General features: G+C 64.4%; 13 protein-coding genes and 1 pseudogene. 11 read left to right on the plus strand and 3 right to left on the minus strand.

Annotated elements, in window-relative coordinates; translation table 11 throughout:
• Window positions 1-25: 25 nt before the first annotated feature.
• The 5 genes from pstA (at window position 26) to phoU (HALKA_RS0116635) (ending at window position 4,958) form a co-directional block, all read left to right on the plus strand.
• Window positions 26-1,723: a phosphate ABC transporter permease PstA gene (gene pstA, locus HALKA_RS0116615; protein WP_018259063.1), complete on the plus strand. Its 1,698-nt coding sequence runs from the start codon at window positions 26-28 to the stop codon at window positions 1,721-1,723.
• Window positions 1,724-1,729: 6 nt separating this feature from the next.
• Complete coding sequence (gene pstB / locus HALKA_RS0116620) at window positions 1,730-2,623, plus strand: phosphate ABC transporter ATP-binding protein PstB (RefSeq protein WP_018259064.1); 894 nt, start codon at window positions 1,730-1,732, stop codon at window positions 2,621-2,623.
• A gap of 9 nt (window positions 2,624-2,632) precedes the next feature.
• A complete protein-coding gene (locus HALKA_RS0116625) occupies window positions 2,633-3,301 on the plus strand; it encodes an HAD family hydrolase (RefSeq protein WP_018259065.1) in 669 nt (222 codons plus the stop codon).
• A gap of 22 nt (window positions 3,302-3,323) precedes the next feature.
• Window positions 3,324-3,992 carry a phosphate signaling complex protein PhoU gene (gene phoU, locus HALKA_RS0116630; protein ID WP_018259066.1) on the plus strand — a complete coding sequence of 223 codons (669 nt, stop codon included), beginning with the start codon at window positions 3,324-3,326 and terminating at the stop codon, window positions 3,990-3,992.
• A 285-nt stretch (window positions 3,993-4,277) separates the two neighbouring features.
• Complete coding sequence (gene phoU / locus HALKA_RS0116635) at window positions 4,278-4,958, plus strand: phosphate signaling complex protein PhoU (RefSeq protein WP_018259067.1); 681 nt, start codon at window positions 4,278-4,280, stop codon at window positions 4,956-4,958.
• Here the strand turns inward: phoU (HALKA_RS0116635) and radB are convergent.
• Window positions 4,955-5,662, minus strand: coding sequence for a DNA repair and recombination protein RadB (gene radB, locus HALKA_RS0116640; protein WP_018259068.1), 708 nt, complete (start codon window positions 5,660-5,662; stop codon window positions 4,955-4,957). The two genes, phoU (HALKA_RS0116635) and radB, sit on opposite strands and share 4 nt — an antisense overlap.
• Window positions 5,663-5,775: 113 nt before the next feature.
• Here radB and HALKA_RS0116645 point away from each other — a divergent pair, with 113 nt between their 5' ends.
• Both HALKA_RS0116645 and HALKA_RS0116650 read left to right on the plus strand, forming a co-directional pair.
• Window positions 5,776-6,522 carry a hypothetical protein gene (locus HALKA_RS0116645; RefSeq protein ID WP_018259069.1) on the plus strand — a complete coding sequence of 249 codons (747 nt, stop codon included), beginning with the start codon at window positions 5,776-5,778 and terminating at the stop codon, window positions 6,520-6,522.
• 53 nt (window positions 6,523-6,575) lie between these two features.
• Complete coding sequence (locus tag HALKA_RS0116650; protein ID WP_015762739.1) at window positions 6,576-6,863, plus strand: hypothetical protein; 288 nt, start codon at window positions 6,576-6,578, stop codon at window positions 6,861-6,863.
• 4 nt (window positions 6,864-6,867) lie between these two features.
• On the opposite strand, the gene larC is transcribed toward HALKA_RS0116650, so the two are convergent.
• Together larC and HALKA_RS0116660 are read right to left on the minus strand one after the other, a co-directional pair.
• Window positions 6,868-8,175 (minus strand): nickel pincer cofactor biosynthesis protein LarC, encoded by a 1,308-nt coding sequence (larC, locus tag HALKA_RS0116655; protein ID WP_018259070.1) that lies wholly within the window; start codon window positions 8,173-8,175, stop codon window positions 6,868-6,870.
• A gap of 46 nt (window positions 8,176-8,221) precedes the next feature.
• Window positions 8,222-8,632, minus strand: a complete 411-nt coding sequence (locus HALKA_RS0116660; RefSeq protein WP_018259071.1) for a universal stress protein — start codon at window positions 8,630-8,632, stop codon at window positions 8,222-8,224.
• A gap of 215 nt (window positions 8,633-8,847) precedes the next feature.
• On the opposite strand from HALKA_RS0116660, the gene HALKA_RS0116665 reads away from it, so the two are divergent.
• From HALKA_RS0116665 to HALKA_RS19790, 4 genes and pseudogenes are all read left to right on the plus strand, one after another.
• Complete coding sequence (locus HALKA_RS0116665; RefSeq protein ID WP_018259072.1) at window positions 8,848-11,070, plus strand: CDC48 family AAA ATPase; 2,223 nt, start codon at window positions 8,848-8,850, stop codon at window positions 11,068-11,070.
• 1,345 nt (window positions 11,071-12,415) lie between these two features.
• A complete protein-coding gene (locus HALKA_RS0116670; RefSeq protein WP_015762735.1) occupies window positions 12,416-12,658 on the plus strand; it encodes a DUF7557 family protein in 243 nt (80 codons plus the stop codon).
• A gap of 114 nt (window positions 12,659-12,772) precedes the next feature.
• Window positions 12,773-13,138, plus strand: a complete 366-nt coding sequence (locus HALKA_RS0116675) for a PIN domain-containing protein (protein ID WP_018259073.1) — start codon at window positions 12,773-12,775, stop codon at window positions 13,136-13,138.
• Window positions 13,139-13,601: 463 nt separating this feature from the next.
• Window positions 13,602-14,748, plus strand: a pseudogene (locus tag HALKA_RS19790) (ISH3 family transposase).
• Window positions 14,749-15,252 lie beyond the last annotated feature (504 nt).

Genomic DNA, 15,252 nt, shown 5'->3' on the forward strand with positions numbered 1-15,252 from the left:
ACGACACAACGATGGGTGAGCACTGATGGCGACGACGGAACCGGACGCTGATTGGCACGGCGACGACAGCTCGATCAGCCAGCTCCGCGGGCGAGCGTTCGAGGCGACCTGCCTCGCGGCGACCGCGTTCGGGCTCGTCTCCGTGTTGCTCCTCTTGCTGTTCGTCGCCAACGACGCGTTCAGACCGCTCTCGGCCGACAGCGGGTGGCTCCTCACCTACGCTGTGACCGTGGTGGTCCCGCTGGCCGCACTCGCGGTGTACTACTACCGGCTCGACGAACCGGCCGGCGAGGTCGCGTACGTGACCAGCGGTCTCCCCGTGGTCGGCGTCTTGCTCACGGGCGGGTTCGCGGTCATGTTCATCGAGTTGCTCTCGATCCTCGAGTGGTTCGCGCTGGTGACCTCGCTGGTCGCGGCCGGCGGCCTGATCGTCGCCCACGGACGCCTGCGGCCCAACGCGGCCCTCGAACGCCTCGTCGTGCTGTTTGGCGCGCCGATCGTGACGGTCCTGGGGACTCCGCCGGCCCAGTTCAACTGGCTCGTCACCGACCTGGCGGCGGCGCTGGGCGTCGACTTCGGTCTGTACCACCGCGTGATCAGTCTGCGAGAAGTGCTGTTGCGCTTGCCGTACGTGCCCACGAACTGGCTGTTGCTCCTCGGGACGCTGGTCGCGCCACTCGCCGTGGCCGGCGGCGTGTTCGTCGCCCGGCGTTGCGACTCTCGACGGGCCGGCTTCGCGGTCGTCGGGGCGACACTCGTCGGCGCGCTGGTGGGACTCGTCACCGGCCCGGCGCTCGGGATCGGCTACGGCGGCTGGATGCTGCTGGTCGCGTTCGTCGCGCTGCCGGTCGGCGTCTACGTCGAGGGCGTCGTGCGCCGCCGCGAGGGCGTGCGCGGACTGGCCTTCCCGGTCACCGCCGTCCTCGGGGTGGCTGTCGGCAGCGTCGTCGTCGACGCCGCCGGTTTGGCCGGTCCCGACTCCTGGATCGACTGGGGGTTCCTGACCAGCGCGACCTCGCGGACCGCCGCCGACGCCGGGATCTACCCCGCGATGGTCGGCTCGATAATGATGATCATCGTGATCGTCCTGGCGACGTTCCCCGTCGGCGTCGGCGCGGCGATCTATCTGGAAGAGTACGCTCCCTCCGAGGGGCCGATGGGCAAGTTCGTCACGCTCGTCGAGATCAACATCGGGAACCTGGCCGGCGTCCCATCGGTCGTCTACGGCCTGCTGGGACTGGCACTGTTCATCCGGATCGTCCAGTGGCCCCAGGGCTCGATCGTCGTCGCCGGCCTCGCGGTCGGCCTGTTGATCCTGCCGATCGTCATCATCTCCGCACAGGAGGCGATCCGCTCGGTGCCAGACTCGTTCCGACAGGCCTCCTACGGAATGGGTGCGACCCGCTGGCAGACGATCCGGCAGGTCGTCCTGCCCGAAGCGCTGCCGGGGATCCTCACCGGGACGATCCTGGCGCTCGGGCGCGCGATCGGCGAGACGGCACCGCTGCTGATGATCGGGGCGGCGGCGTCGGTGCGACTCGCCCCGAACGGCTTCTTCGACGTGGCGGGTATGATGCCCCGACAGATCTACAGCTGGTCGAGCGAACTGGAGCCGGCGTTTCGCCACGGCGTCCTCGCCGCTGGCGTGATCACGCTACTCGCGGTGTTGCTGGTGATGAACGCGACTGCGATCGTCATCCGCAACCGGTATCAACGAGAGTGACAATCCATGACACAGAACGAGATGACGAGCGACGACAGTACCGATCCCGCGGCCGTTGGGACCACTGCCACCCCGGATCCGTCGGGTGAGCCACTGGTCGACCAGTCGATCGAGGTCGACGGCACCGACAGCAGTGCCCAGGCCGGTCGTGAGCAGGTCATCGAGGCCCGGGACCTGAACGTCTTCTACGGCGACGTACAGGCCCTGCAGGACATCACCATGTCGATCCCCGAGAATCAGGTGACGGCGATGATCGGTCCCTCGGGCTGTGGGAAGTCCACGTTCCTGCGCTCGATTAACCGGATGAACGACCTCATCGACACCGCCAGGGTCGACGGCGAACTCTACTTCGAGGGCAAGAACATCTACGACGACGACGTTGACCCGGTCGCACTGCGCCGCCGGATCGGGATGGTGTTCCAGCACCCCAACCCCTTCCCCAAGAGCATCTACGACAACGTCGCCTACGGCCTGCGGATCCAGGACGAGACCGAGAACTTAGACCAGAAGGTCGAGACGGCGCTCAAGCGAGCGGCGCTGTGGGACGAGGTCGAGGACCAACTCGACAAGTCAGCGCTCGACCTCTCGGGTGGGCAACAACAGCGCCTCTGTATCGCGCGGGCCATCGCGGTCGATCCCGACGTGATCCTCATGGACGAACCGGCGTCGGCGCTTGACCCGATCGCCACCTCGAAGATCGAAGACCTCATCGAGGAACTGGCCGAAGAGTTCACTGTCGTCATCGTCACGCACAACATGCAACAGGCCGCCCGGATCTCGGACAAGACCGCCGTCTTCCTCACCGGCGGCGAACTCGTCGAGTTCGGCGACACGCAGTCCATCTTCGAGAACCCGGAGCACCAGCGCGTCGAGGACTACATCACCGGCAAGTTCGGATAACACCGACGAATGGCACCAGCGTACGACGCGGTCGTCTTCGACAACGACGGAGTTCTCATCGAACCGACCGACAGAGGACGGTTAGCCCGGGCCGTCAGTGAGGCGTTCGCGGCGTTCGACGTAACGGTCGACGAGGCGTGCGCCCGCGAGATGGTCGCCGCCGACGCCGTACCCGACGGCGACTTCGAACGCGAGTACGGGATCGACCCCGCACGGTTCTGGGAGCGGCGCGAAGCCGTCGCCAGCGAGTACCAGCGCGAGGCGATCCGAAGCGGTGAGAAAGCACTGTACGACGACAGCGACGCAGTGACAGCCCTGCCCCACCGGACCGGCCTCGTCAGCAACAACCAGCACGCGACGATCGAGTTCATCCTCGACTATCACGACCTCGGGAGACACTTCGAGACCGCGTACGGACGCGTTCCCACAATCGAAGGGGCGAGACGCAAGAAGCCGGACCCGAGCTACATCGAGGCGGCCCTCGACGACCTCGGCACGCGATCGGCGCTGTACGTCGGCGACAGCGAGAAAGACGTGGTCGCTGCCCAGCGGGCCGGGATCGACGCGGCGTTCGTTCGGCGTGACCACCGTGCCGACCTCGATCTCTCGGCGACGCCGACCTACGAGGTCGCGGACCTCTACGAACTGGCCGACCGACTGGGCGTCCGGATCGAGTGAGCCACCGATCGAACGGAGACACATGACACGAGATCGCTACGAAACCGAGCTCGAAACGCTGAAAGAGGGCGTCACGTCGATGGCGACGCTGGTCGTCGAGCGCCTCCGCGAGGCGTCACGCGCCTACGAGGACGGCGACGAGGACGGCGGCCGGGAGATCGCCGAGCGCGACGACGAGATCAACGAGCTGTATCTCGAACTCGAAAGCGAGTGTATCGATCTGCTGGCGCTCCAACAGCCCGTGGCCGGCGATCTCAGATTCGTCGTCGCGACGTTCAAGATTCTCACCGATCTGGAGCGAATCGCCGACCTCGCCGCCAACATCGGCCGGTACGCCGGGACGCCCGGACGCGACCGACTCACCGTCGTCCCGATCGCCGACATCGCCGAGATGGCCAGCAGCCAGGTGGCCGACGCGATCGCGGCCTACGTCGAGGCGGACCCAGAGCAGTGCCGGACGGTCGTGACCGGCGATACGGACCTCGACCAGCGCTGTGAGGCCGCGGCCGACGACCTCGTGCGATACCTGGCGACGTACGACGCGGCCGGCGACGAGCACGAGAGGCTGCTAGCAGACACCAAGCAGTTTCTCCTGACCGTCCGCGATCTCGAACGCGTCGGCGACCACGCCGTCAACATCGCTGCCCGGACCTTCTACATGATCGAGAGCGACGACGAACTGATCTACTGACCGAATCTGTCTGCATCCCCGCGAGCGAAGCGAGCGGGGTTCACTGGTCCGAGCGAAGTGAGGACCAGCTTTTTCACCACCGGGAGAGCTCGCTCTCCCGAGCCTCACTTCGCTTCGCTCAGTGAGACCACGTTTTTGCGCGAGTGGTCAGCTCGGCTGACCCGACGCGGAAAAAGGTGGTCGAGAGCGACGACGAACTGATCTATTGGCCGCCCCGGCGCGGCGTCGCCAGCCAGAGTTCGTCGAAGGGAAAGCCTGATACGGATGTCCGGCGCAAGACCGTGCATGCCACGCGAATCGTATCAAGAACGCCTCGAAGAGCTCCGAGAAGACGTACTCTACATGTCCGAAGTCGTCCTGGAGCGGTTCCGCGTCGGACTCGACGCGCTCGAACAGAAAGACGAGGAACTGGCCTGGGAAGTCATCGAGGGCGACGACGAGATCAACCAGATGTACCTCGAACTCGAACGGGACTGTGTCGACCTGCTGGCGCTCCAACAGCCCGTCGCCGGTGACCTGCGCTTTATCGCCGCCTCGTTCAAGATCATCACCGACCTCGAACGCGTCGCCGATCTGGCGACCAACCTCGGCGAGTACACGCTCACCGCCGACCGGGACATGTTCCCCGAGGTCGACATCCAGGGCATCGCCGACCACACCCTGGAGATGATCGAGGACGCGATGGCGGGGTACCGCGACGAGGACACCGACGCCTGCTACCAGATCGCCGAACGCGACGACGAGATCGACGAACGCTGTGAAGACGCCTCCGAGGCGGTCGTCCGCGACCTCATCGAGCGCGAGGTCGGCGACGGGGCCGACGAAACGGAGATCGAACGGCTGATGAACGACGTGTCGCGTCTCCTGTTGACGATTCGAGACCTCGAACGGGTCGGCGACCACGCCGTCAACATCGCCGCCCGGACGCTGTACATGGTCGAGAACGACGACGAACTGATCTACTAGTCGAGCGAACGGTCCTGTCCGCCGGCCAGACCGGCCTCGGTGATCCGGAACTGGACGGTGTCGCCCGCGGCCTTGGCGCGGTGTTTCTCCAGTGTCGCTCTCCGATTCCCGCCCCGGAACCGATCGAGTCGGAGGATCGCGCCGGACCAGTGGTTCAGCGTGTGGCCGCCCAGGGCACGGGTGCCGTCGCTGTCCGGATCCGCGAAGACCTGGTTCGTGACGGCGACGGCCAGATCGTGCTTGCGCGCCAGCGAGAGCAGGTGCGTGATCTGGCGGGCCACGTCCCGCAGGGCCTCGCCGCCGTCGCCGTCGTCCCGTTCGAGCCGGTAGAAGCCGGTCGCGCTGTCGAGGACGATCAGCTCGACCTGCGAGGCCAGCTCAGCGGCGTCCTGGACGGCGACCTCCTGGTCCTCGAAGTCGAGCGCCTCGGAGACGACGATCCGTTCGGCCAGGGCCGCGAGCGTCTCGTCGGTCTCGCTGGCGCGCGCGCCAGCGATCTGCTCCATCCGGTCGGCCGACAGCCCCTCCGTGTCGATGTACAGCGCCGAGTCACCGGCGGCCGCCACCTCGACCGCGCCACTGAGCGCGAGGTTCGTCTTGCCCGCTGCCGGTGGGCCGTAGATCTGGGTGACCGCGCCGCGCTCGAACCCGCCACCGAGCAGGTCGTCGATCTCCGCGCAGCCGGTCGAAACGTACTCGCTCACGTCCTCGGCTACGGCGAGGTGCGGTTAAACGCTGACGACCGACGCGTGACCCGCGTTCGCCGATCGGCACCTGCGACGGTAGATACTTGGAGGCGAGCGACAAGTGACGACTAGTGATCGTCGTCGCAACGGCGGACTTCGAGGTGTACCACGGCGTCGTCGGCGAGCTGCGGGACCGCGGCGTCGACTTCACGACGATCGAGCCGGGCGAGGAGCTGCCCGACGAGACCAGCGTCGTCGTCACCGCGGCCGACGAGAGCCACGCGCCGGCGGGCGTCGAGGTCGTGCGAGCGGATCCGGCGACACCGCGTGGGGCCGTCGACGAGGTGGTCTCGCTGCTGCGGGGCAACGGCGGCAAGCTGGTCGTCGGCATCGATCCCGGGGACCGGCCGGGGATCGCCGTCCTCTCGGGCGAGATGGTCGTGGCCGCGTTCCAGGTGCCGGCCGATCAGGTCGCCGAGGCCGTCCACGAGGAGCTGGCCGAAGCGGTCGACCCCCTCGTCCGGATCGGCGACGGCGCGCGACTGCTGGGAGCGCGGATCATCGACGACCTCGGCGACGTGACTGTCGAACTGGTCGACGAGACCGGGACGACGCCACACCTCGGAACGGGAACCCGCGGCATGGACGACGTGCTCGCGGCGGTCAACATCGCCCGTATCGAGGGCGAGGAGATCGAGTCCCGCGAGATCGATCCTACGGCGGGCGAGCTCAAGCGCATCAAGGAGCGTTCCCGAGAGGCCAGCGCGACGAACCGGGCCATCGGCGAGGCGCTGGCCCGCCGTGTCGCAGACGGGCAGTTGACGATCGAGGAGGCGCTGGCCGAGCACCGCGACGACGGTGACACCAACGACGCGTGACCGGTCGTCGACGACCCGAAATCCATTTTGCACGCCCGCAAGCCCATCGAACCATGCGCCCTCCACTCGGTGCGACGCTCGCGTACGCGGCCAAACGGAAACTGCTCGTCCTCTACGGCGTCGTCTTCGTGGGACTGGCCCTCCGGAACTGGAACGTCCTCGAACCGCTGTCAATCGTCGTCGCCCTGCTGCCACGCTTCCTCCAGCGCCCGTTGCTGAGCGTCTCGGGCTTCCTGACCGAGATCGCCGGCTTCCTGCTCGTGGCCGTCGGGGCGGTCGCGATCACGAAGACGGTCCTGGACGACTCGCTGGCGACCGACCGTCAGCGCGCAGATCCCTGACCAGCTACCGGAGGGCGTCTTCGGCCCGGCGAAGCACCTCGCGGACGGGCAGTCCGGTCTCGTCGGCGACCCCCGCGGCGTCGTCGTACTCGCCGCTCACGTCGAAGACGGTGCCCTCGCTGTCGGTGGCGACCTTCACGTCGATCTCGTAGGCGTCGCCGTCGATCTCGACGGTGGCGGTGACGATCTCGCGGTCGGCGATCCAGCGGTGCCCGGCACCGTGGGCCCGAACGCCCAGCGTTCCCGTCTCCTCGGCGAGTCGGCGCGCGACGCGTTGGCTGTCTGCCGGCTTGCAGACCACCTTGACGAGGTGGCCCGGCCGCGACTTCTTCATCGTGGCCGGGAGGATCGACACGTCTCGCGCCCCCGCGTCCTGCAGTCGTTCCTGCAAGCTACCCAGTACCTCCGGCGTCGTATCGTCGAGGTTCGTCTCCAGGACGGTGATCTCGTCGCGGCGGAGCCCGCCGCCACCGTCGCCGACGATCGACCGCAGGACGTTCGGTCGATTCTCGAAGTCGTACCCCCCAGCGCCGTAGCCAGACGCCTCGACGGCGAGTTCCGGCAGCGCGTCGACGCCGTCGGCGACGTGTGCGAGGATGCTCGCACCGGTCGGCGTCAGCAACTCGGCGTCGACGGGTCCGCCAGCGAGCGACCAGTCGGCCCGCTCGGCGATCTCGACGACGGCGGGGCCGGGAACGGGGTAGGTCCCGTGGCTCATCTCGACGGTGCCACCGCCCGCGGACAGCGGCGTCGTGACGACGCGTTCGACGCCGAGGTCGTCCAGTAGGAGACAGACGCCGACCACGTCGGCGATGGCGTCGTCGGCCCCGACCTCGTGGAAGTGCATCTCGTCGAGGGTCGTGTCGTGGACCGCGGCTTCGGCCTCGCCGAGGATCTCGAAGATCGCCAGCGCGTCGCGCTCGACGCCGTCGGGGAGGGTCATCTCCCCGACGATCTCGCGGACCTCGCCCAGCGAGCGAGACGGACCGTGTCCCTCGGCGGCAGTACCGCCGTGAGTGTGATCGTGACTGTCGTCCGCGTGGTCGTGGCTGTGGTCGTGTCCCGGTACCTTCGAGGGTATCTGGGTGTCCGCGTCGGTTCCGTCCGTTTCAGTCTCGTCTGCGTCGGTCAACACGACGGCGACGCTCGTCGCACCGATCCCGCGTTCGACCGTCTCGGAGACGTCGTACCGGATCGGGAGGGCGTCCTCGACGGGGGCGAGGGCGTCTCGATCGGCACCGACGGCCAGGAGGGCAGCGAGCAGCATGTCGCCGCTGGCACCCATCCGGCCGTCGAAAGCGAGTGTTCGCATACTCGTGGCGTCGGTGCGCCAAAAAAAAAAAGTACCGCGAAGCGTCTCAGCCGCGGACGACGTGTACGTCGTACTCCTCGTCGGTGCCTTCACCGACCGGCACGACCACGTCCTCGTCGTCGCTCCCGACGAACAGGACGGTCGCGTCCACGTCGCTGGCGGTCTGGCGGACTTCCTCGGAGAAGCCGCCCGCGGGCGAGTGTGCGCTCACGTCGGTGTAGCGCAGTTCGGTGTCGTCGGTCGCCTCCTCGATCTTGCGTTCGAGGTCCTGCGTGACCGTCTCGAAGGGGAACTCGTCCTCGGGGTCGACCCACTGACGACGCTCGGCGTAGCTGTTGCCGGTCGGGATGTAGCTGACGGCGACGACATCGCGATCCAGTGGCGTACCGTACTCGACTGCGCGTTCGAGTGCTGCACGGGCCGGCGACGATCCGTCGTACGGGACGAGAAACACCATAGTCGCGGCTTTCTCGGCCAGCCCTATGAAAGCTACCACCACGGCAAAGTATGACATGCGGAGGTTCAACCGACGGACTGTGGCGGCGTCGGTAGCGCGGCCGTGACAGTGTGACACATGATAGCATAAGTACCTACCGGACGGACAGGGGACCGCCGGTAGCATAAAGCATATCTCCGGTCACGACTGAAATCAGGTATCCCCGCAGACTAACTATGAACGAGGTTCAACTGGAGGTCGCGAAAGCGTACCCGAACGACTCGGGGCGCGGTATCGCTCGCCTGGATCCGGACACGCTCTTGCATCTCAAGCTCTCGCCCGGCGACATCATCGAGATCGAGGGAAGTGAGACCACCGCCGCGAAAGTGTGGCGTGCGGATCGACAGGACTGGAACACCGACACGGTGCGCATCGACGGCTTCACGCGACAGAACGCCGACGTGGGCATCGGCGAACGCGTGACGATCCGCAAGGCCGACGCCGAGAAGGCCGACAAGCTCGTGCTGGCTCCGCCGGAGGAAGCCAGCGTCCAGTTCGGCTCGGACGCGGCCGGCATGGTCAAGCGCCAGATCCTCAAGCGCCCGGTCGTCGAGCGCGACATCGTCCCCGTGATGTCCAGTACGAACCACCCGTTCATGCGCTCGCCGGGCCAGGCGATCCCGCTGATCGCCGTCGAGACCGAGCCGGAGGGCGTCTGTCTCATCACCGAGGACACGGATGTGGAGTTGCGCGAAGAGCCCATCAGCGGCTTCGAGAAGACCGGCGGGGGTATCACCTACGAGGACATCGGCGGCCTCTCCAGCGAGATTCAGCGGGTCCGCGAGATGGTCGAGTTGCCGATGAAACACCCCCAGATCTTCAAGAAGCTCGGCATCGAGCCGCCACAGGGGGTGTTGCTCCACGGTCCACCGGGTACCGGCAAGACCCTGCTCGCGAAGGCCGTCGCCAACGAGACCTCCGCCAGTTTCTTCTCTATTGCCGGTCCGGAGATCATCTCGAAGTACTACGGCGAGTCCGAACAGCAACTCAGGGAGATCTTCGAGGACGCCAGCGAGGAGGCCCCCTCGATCATCTTCATCGACGAGCTGGACTCGATCGCGCCCAAGCGCGAGGACGTGACCGGCGAGGTCGAGCGCCGCGTCGTCGCTCAGCTGCTGACGATGATGGACGGCCTCGAATCCCGCGGTCAGGTCATCGTCATCGCCGCGACCAACCGCGTCGACAGCGTCGACCCGGCACTGCGCCGGCCGGGCCGGTTCGACCGCGAGATCGAGATCGGCGTCCCCGACGAAGTCGGCCGCGAGGAGATCCTCCAGATCCACACCCGCGGGATGCCTCTCTCGGACGACGTGGCCCTCTCGAACCTGGCGACCGAGACCCACGGCTTCGTCGGTGCCGACATCGAGAGCCTGACCAAAGAGGCCGCGATGAAGGCGCTGCGTCGGTACCTCCCCGAGATCGACTTAGACGAGGAGGACATCCCGCCGAGCCTGATCGACCGCATGATCATCAAACGCGAGGACTTCCGCGGGGCCCTCAACGAGGTGAGCCCGAGCGCCATGCGGGAGGTGCTGGTCGAGCTCCCGAAGATCTCCTGGGACGACGTGGGCGGCCTCGACGACGCCAAAGAGCAGGTCCAGGAGTCCGTCGAGTGGCCCATGAACCAGCCCGAAAAGTTCGAGCGCATGGGCGTCTCACCGCCCTCTGGCGTCCTGCTGTACGGGCCGCCGGGGACTGGAAAGACCCTGATGGCCAAAGCCGTCGCCAACGAGACCGACGCCAACTTCATCTCGGTGCGGGGACCACAGCTCCTCTCGAAGTGGGTCGGCGAGTCGGAGAAGGCGATCCGTCAGACCTTCCGGAAGGCCCGGCAGGTCGCACCGACGGTGATCTTCTTCGACGAACTCGACTCCCTCGCACCGGGGCGTGGCGGCGAGACCGGGAGCAACGTCTCCGAACGCGTCGTCAACCAACTGCTGACCGAGCTCGACGGACTCGAAGAGATGGAAGAGGTGATGGTGATCGGCGCGACCAACCGGCCGGACATGATCGATCCGGCACTGATCCGCTCGGGTCGGTTCGACCGCCTCGTGATGGTGGGCGAACCCGGTATCGAGGGCCGCGAGCAGATCTTCAAGATCCACACCGACGACACGCCGCTGTCGCCGGACGTGAGCCTGCGCGAACTCGCGGAGATGACCGACGGCTACGTCGGCTCCGACCTGGAGTCGATCGGCCGCGAGGCCGCCATCGAGGCGCTGCGCGAGGACGACGACGCCGAGATGGTCGAGATGAAGCACTTCCGGCAGGCCATGGAGAACGTGCGCCCAACGATCTCCGACGACATCCGCGACTACTACGAGCAGATGCAAGACGAGTTCAAGGGCGGCGGCGAACCCCAGCAGACTCGCGGTGGCGGCCGCATCGGCTTCCAGTAGACCACCTTTTTCGGCTGCGGGTTCGCGCGGTGCGCGAACCACTTGCGCAAAAACGTGGTCTCACTGAGCGAAGCGAAGTGAGGCTCGGGAGAGCGAGCTCTCCCGGTGGTGAAAAAGGTCGGACTCGCTTCGCTCGTCCGGTGAATTGCGCGACCTGCCGGGTCCTTCGGACCACTCGGTCGCGCGAATGCCGCCCAACACAACAGGTAGTCCGCCCATTGGTCATCTCCAGTGGGCGTCCTGGTCAATTCATCCCCGCCTCACGACGGATGGAGACATGGTCACTGTACGTTGGGCTATACCTCCGATACATCAGTACAGGTACAAACTTGGGACGCGGGAACGATCCTGGCTAGGAAAAGCTACGAGATGAGTTCTCAGATACGCTCACAGAGACATCAGACCACCCAGATTACGGCCACCTGCAGTTTATCATAGCTGTTAGTATCAGCTAGTCTATTGCGCACTATTATCCGGAAATCGTAGAATTCTAATGTAGTCGAAGCGGGTTGTAAATATGTTTGGTGTAAACATCCCTTCTATCATCTATGCACTATGCATCCTTGGACTCCTGTTCGGCGCCGGATATTCGGGATACAACCGACGTTACAAACACGCAGTTCTAGCGATACTACTTCTTCTAGGCCTTGTTTAGACGCAGTACAAATCGGCTCTTGCGGCGTATGCTCCGCGAACAGATCGACACGATGAGGCACTCAGGACAGATTTTAGATCAACCGCAACGGCCCGTGACTCGCCGGTTGAGGAGCGTCTAAACACGGCCCTTCTTCTACTGTTCCTGTTTCCAACATTGTCAGGTTATACGAATTCCGGGATTTGAGCGACTCTTGTAATTTTAATAATCATTCAGCGCTTGGGTAGTGCCTTCTCAAATCTCATATCCGAACACGACCGGATGGGGGGTAGTGTTCAGATAAGCCGCTCCATTTTCTGAGTTGGAGACACCGAAAGCCCTCGTACAGTTGCGGTCCCGCGACTCGCTGTGCGCGCTTCGCGTGCTTGTTCCGAGAGAGCAAGCTCTCTCGACGTTCGCCTCTCTTCGTTCGGGTCACCTTCGTCGGGGTTCCCGCAACTGTACTCGCCCTTTCATCCGCCAGGGTTCAGACTGTGAGGCAGCCGAATCCTGGCGGATGAAAGGGCGAGGCCCGCTCCGGGGTTCTGCGGCGGCACTATCCGAACGGAGTGAGGATATCCGCCACAGAACCCCGGAGCGGGCCGAGGGCTTTCGGTGCTTCAGACTGCCTGCACTGATCTCTTATCTGAACACGACCGGATGGGGAGAGCCAAACGATTTATTCTGTCAACGCCAACGTCGACACGAGCGATGGCAACCGCCGACGAACAGATCCGGGTCAGTGAACGGATCAAAGAACGCCTCGAACACCGGCGACGCGAGGGCGAGTCGTACAACGACGTCCTCGAACGATTGATCGCCGACACCACGGAGAGTGACTTCGACGACGGGTTCGGGGTGCTGTCCGAGGAACAAGGTGAGTGGATCCGGACGAAACGAGCCAAGGCCAGAGACGAGCGTGCGGACCGCGCGGAGCGGCTGGGAGATCGATGAGAGTCTTGGACGCGAATTTTCTCATCGATTACCTGATACGGTTTATTGTAGTTGCTTACCGGTGATCGTCGCCACGGAGTAGACGATCACCGGTAAATCGCTACAATAATCCGTATGAGTGGGCTCTCGGCGACGAGAGAGTACTACGAGGCCAACGGTGGTGACGACCAAACCTGGATCGCACCCGCACCAGCGTACACCGAAGCGATCGTCGGCGTCGGCAACCACCCAGACGGCGACGTAGAGGAAGCGATCGAGGCGCTGGGCTGGGTAGAGGTCGTCGAAGTCGATGCGAAACTGTCCGAGACCGCTGCCCGGATCGCAGACGAGATTCCGGCCGGCGGACCGTATCTCGACGGCGTCGACGGGCTCGTGGCTGCGGTCGGCCGTGAGTGGGGCGCACCGATTGTCTCCGCCGACAGCGATCTCACACACGAGGAGACGAGACGCGCCGTCGACATCGACGAGTATCGATCGTAATCGAGCGGTTCGCGTCTTCAATTTCACTCGCACACTCCATAAAAATACTGTCGGGACGAACTTCGACACGGAGATTTCGGCCGTATCTGATTGGCTGTTCTCCGACTGCCAGCGCGGCTATTTCAGTCATTTGACTAGGGAACCGGACAGAAAGACTACAACCACCAGCGGGCAGTGTACGAGATAGCGATGCACTCACGGAGACAAGTCTGGATCGGTCTGTGTTTTCTCCTCGTCGGGGCGTATCTACCGTGGGTCAGGGCTAACCCGACGTACGAGGCGGTCCTGACAGTCGGACTATCGGGGATGCATTCCGGGACAGAAACGTACGGTCTCGTCACGCTCATACTCGGGCTCGTCACTGCTCTGGGACTGCTCGGTGACCTCAAATGGGTCAGCGAGAGTTCGTTTCGAGTGTCAGTCGATCACATCGGGTTAGAGGAAGTGTCTGCTTGGATGCGGTGTGAAGCCTACCCAAGCAGACAGCGAGATAGAGGAAGAGCACCTGCTTAATTTTGTCGTCAACAGCCTCGACGAGGAGCTTGCGTTAGATCTCGGNGANNACNTNGAGGTCACGACGGAGACGTTGTACGAGGTCCTCGCCGGCGCCAGCGCCGGCGGGACCTCGATCAACCACGTCTGCGAAACGACTGACGACTCGCCGCACGCCAATACCGTCCGTGGATATCTCACCGATCAGTTCGACCTTGACTCTGTTGAGGCGGTCGGAGACACGCTCCTGCAACGGGATGCTCTTGAAACACTGCCGATCGATCGGTGGAGGTCGTCGCCGACCTCCACCTCGATCCCCTACTACGGCGACGAAGATGAGACAGAGGCGTTGTACTCGTCTCAAGCGAAACGCGGAACAACGACGTTTCACGCCTATGCAACGCTCTATGCGCGGGGTACGCAACAAACGGTACACGCTGGCGGTTCGCCAGCTGGTCGCTGGCGACACCACCAGCGATGTCCTCGCCGAGTTTCTCGAACTCCTCGACGGCCTTGACCTCGGCGTCAAGGCCGTCTACCTGGATCGCGGATTCTACAATAGCACCTGTCTCAGCCTGCTGTACGCGCACAACTACGCTTTCGCCATGCCGATTGTCAAGTGGGGTGAGACGATTCAGAACGAACTTAGCAGCGGCTGGAGCCGCGAGATCGGACACGATCTCGCCGGCAAGGTGACGTTCCCTGTGTTCATCGACTGCGTCTACCAGCAAGGACGATACGACGAACACGGGGTGGCGCGTCACGGCTACGCCGCTGACGCGCCGTTTATCGACACACCACGAGATGCACGAGAGCACTACAGCAAGCGCTTCGGCATCGAATCGAGCTACCGATTAGCCAAGCAGAGCCTCGCGTTCACCAGTTCTGAGGATGCTGGTCTGCGACTGGTGATGTTTGTGGTGAGCCTGCTGCTCCAGAACAGCTGGCGGTATCTCCACTGGAGGTACGTGGCGGCGCCCCGCCGCGGGGGGCGCCGCCTCTGGCAGTGGTCATTCACGGAATTCTGTGAGATAGTGCTGCGAGCAGCCTGGACAGCGCTCGGTGTGCGCAGGACAGTTCCAGCAAACCAACCACTCGACGACCGGTTCTTCCGGTAGCTGTCCGCCGATCAGGACAGTGGTCGTGAGTGGCAACACCGTCGCGTCGGCGGCGATTTGCCGCCGACAGCGACTCCGAATTACCGAGACTCTCCGTCTGTGTCATTTTGAGAACTAATTACGCATCGAAAACGCAGATTCACGCTCTAATGGAGCGATTAGAGAGTTCTTGATGTGATCGACTGAGTGTCGGTCGGAGTCGTCGCAGTAGTGACATCAGTCAGTTTCTGTGTCGGTGAATACGGAGTCACTGGCATGTTTATCGCCGACGTCGGAGTCTACGTGACGTTCCTCGGTGGCGTCGTTCTGTTGCTGGCAGAGCGACGCTCGAACGACGGCCGAACCGCGCCGTGACGGTGCCGTGATACTCCATCGTGCCAGAGCGAAGATGCCCGATCAAAACGTGTGGAAACGGACCGTCAGACTCTACAGTTCGCCGAGCTTCCGGAGCAGCTGGCCGCGGTACTCCTCCACCTTTTTCCGCGTCGGGTTTCCTCGCTCGCT

The organism is Halomicrobium katesii DSM 19301 (assembly GCF_000379085.1).
In the GTDB taxonomy this organism is placed as follows: Archaea; Halobacteriota; Halobacteria; order Halobacteriales; family Haloarculaceae; genus Halomicrobium; species Halomicrobium katesii.

Coding starts and splice junctions, on each gene's coding strand:
- pstA (WP_018259063.1), top strand. CDS start 26: ATGGCGACGACGGAACCGGACGCTGATTGGCACGGCGACGACAGCTCG.
- pstB (WP_018259064.1), top strand. CDS start 1,730: ATGACACAGAACGAGATGACGAGCGACGACAGTACCGATCCCGCGGCC.
- HALKA_RS0116625 (WP_018259065.1), top strand. CDS start 2,633: ATGGCACCAGCGTACGACGCGGTCGTCTTCGACAACGACGGAGTTCTC.
- phoU (WP_018259066.1), top strand. CDS start 3,324: ATGACACGAGATCGCTACGAAACCGAGCTCGAAACGCTGAAAGAGGGC.
- phoU (WP_018259067.1), top strand. CDS start 4,278: ATGCCACGCGAATCGTATCAAGAACGCCTCGAAGAGCTCCGAGAAGAC.
- HALKA_RS0116650 (WP_015762739.1), top strand. CDS start 6,576: ATGCGCCCTCCACTCGGTGCGACGCTCGCGTACGCGGCCAAACGGAAA.
- larC (WP_018259070.1), bottom strand. CDS start 8,175: ATGCGAACACTCGCTTTCGACGGCCGGATGGGTGCCAGCGGCGACATG.
- HALKA_RS0116660 (WP_018259071.1), bottom strand. CDS start 8,632: ATGGTGTTTCTCGTCCCGTACGACGGATCGTCGCCGGCCCGTGCAGCA.
- HALKA_RS0116665 (WP_018259072.1), top strand. CDS start 8,848: ATGAACGAGGTTCAACTGGAGGTCGCGAAAGCGTACCCGAACGACTCG.
- HALKA_RS0116670 (WP_015762735.1), top strand. CDS start 12,416: ATGGCAACCGCCGACGAACAGATCCGGGTCAGTGAACGGATCAAAGAA.
- HALKA_RS0116675 (WP_018259073.1), top strand. CDS start 12,773: ATGAGTGGGCTCTCGGCGACGAGAGAGTACTACGAGGCCAACGGTGGT.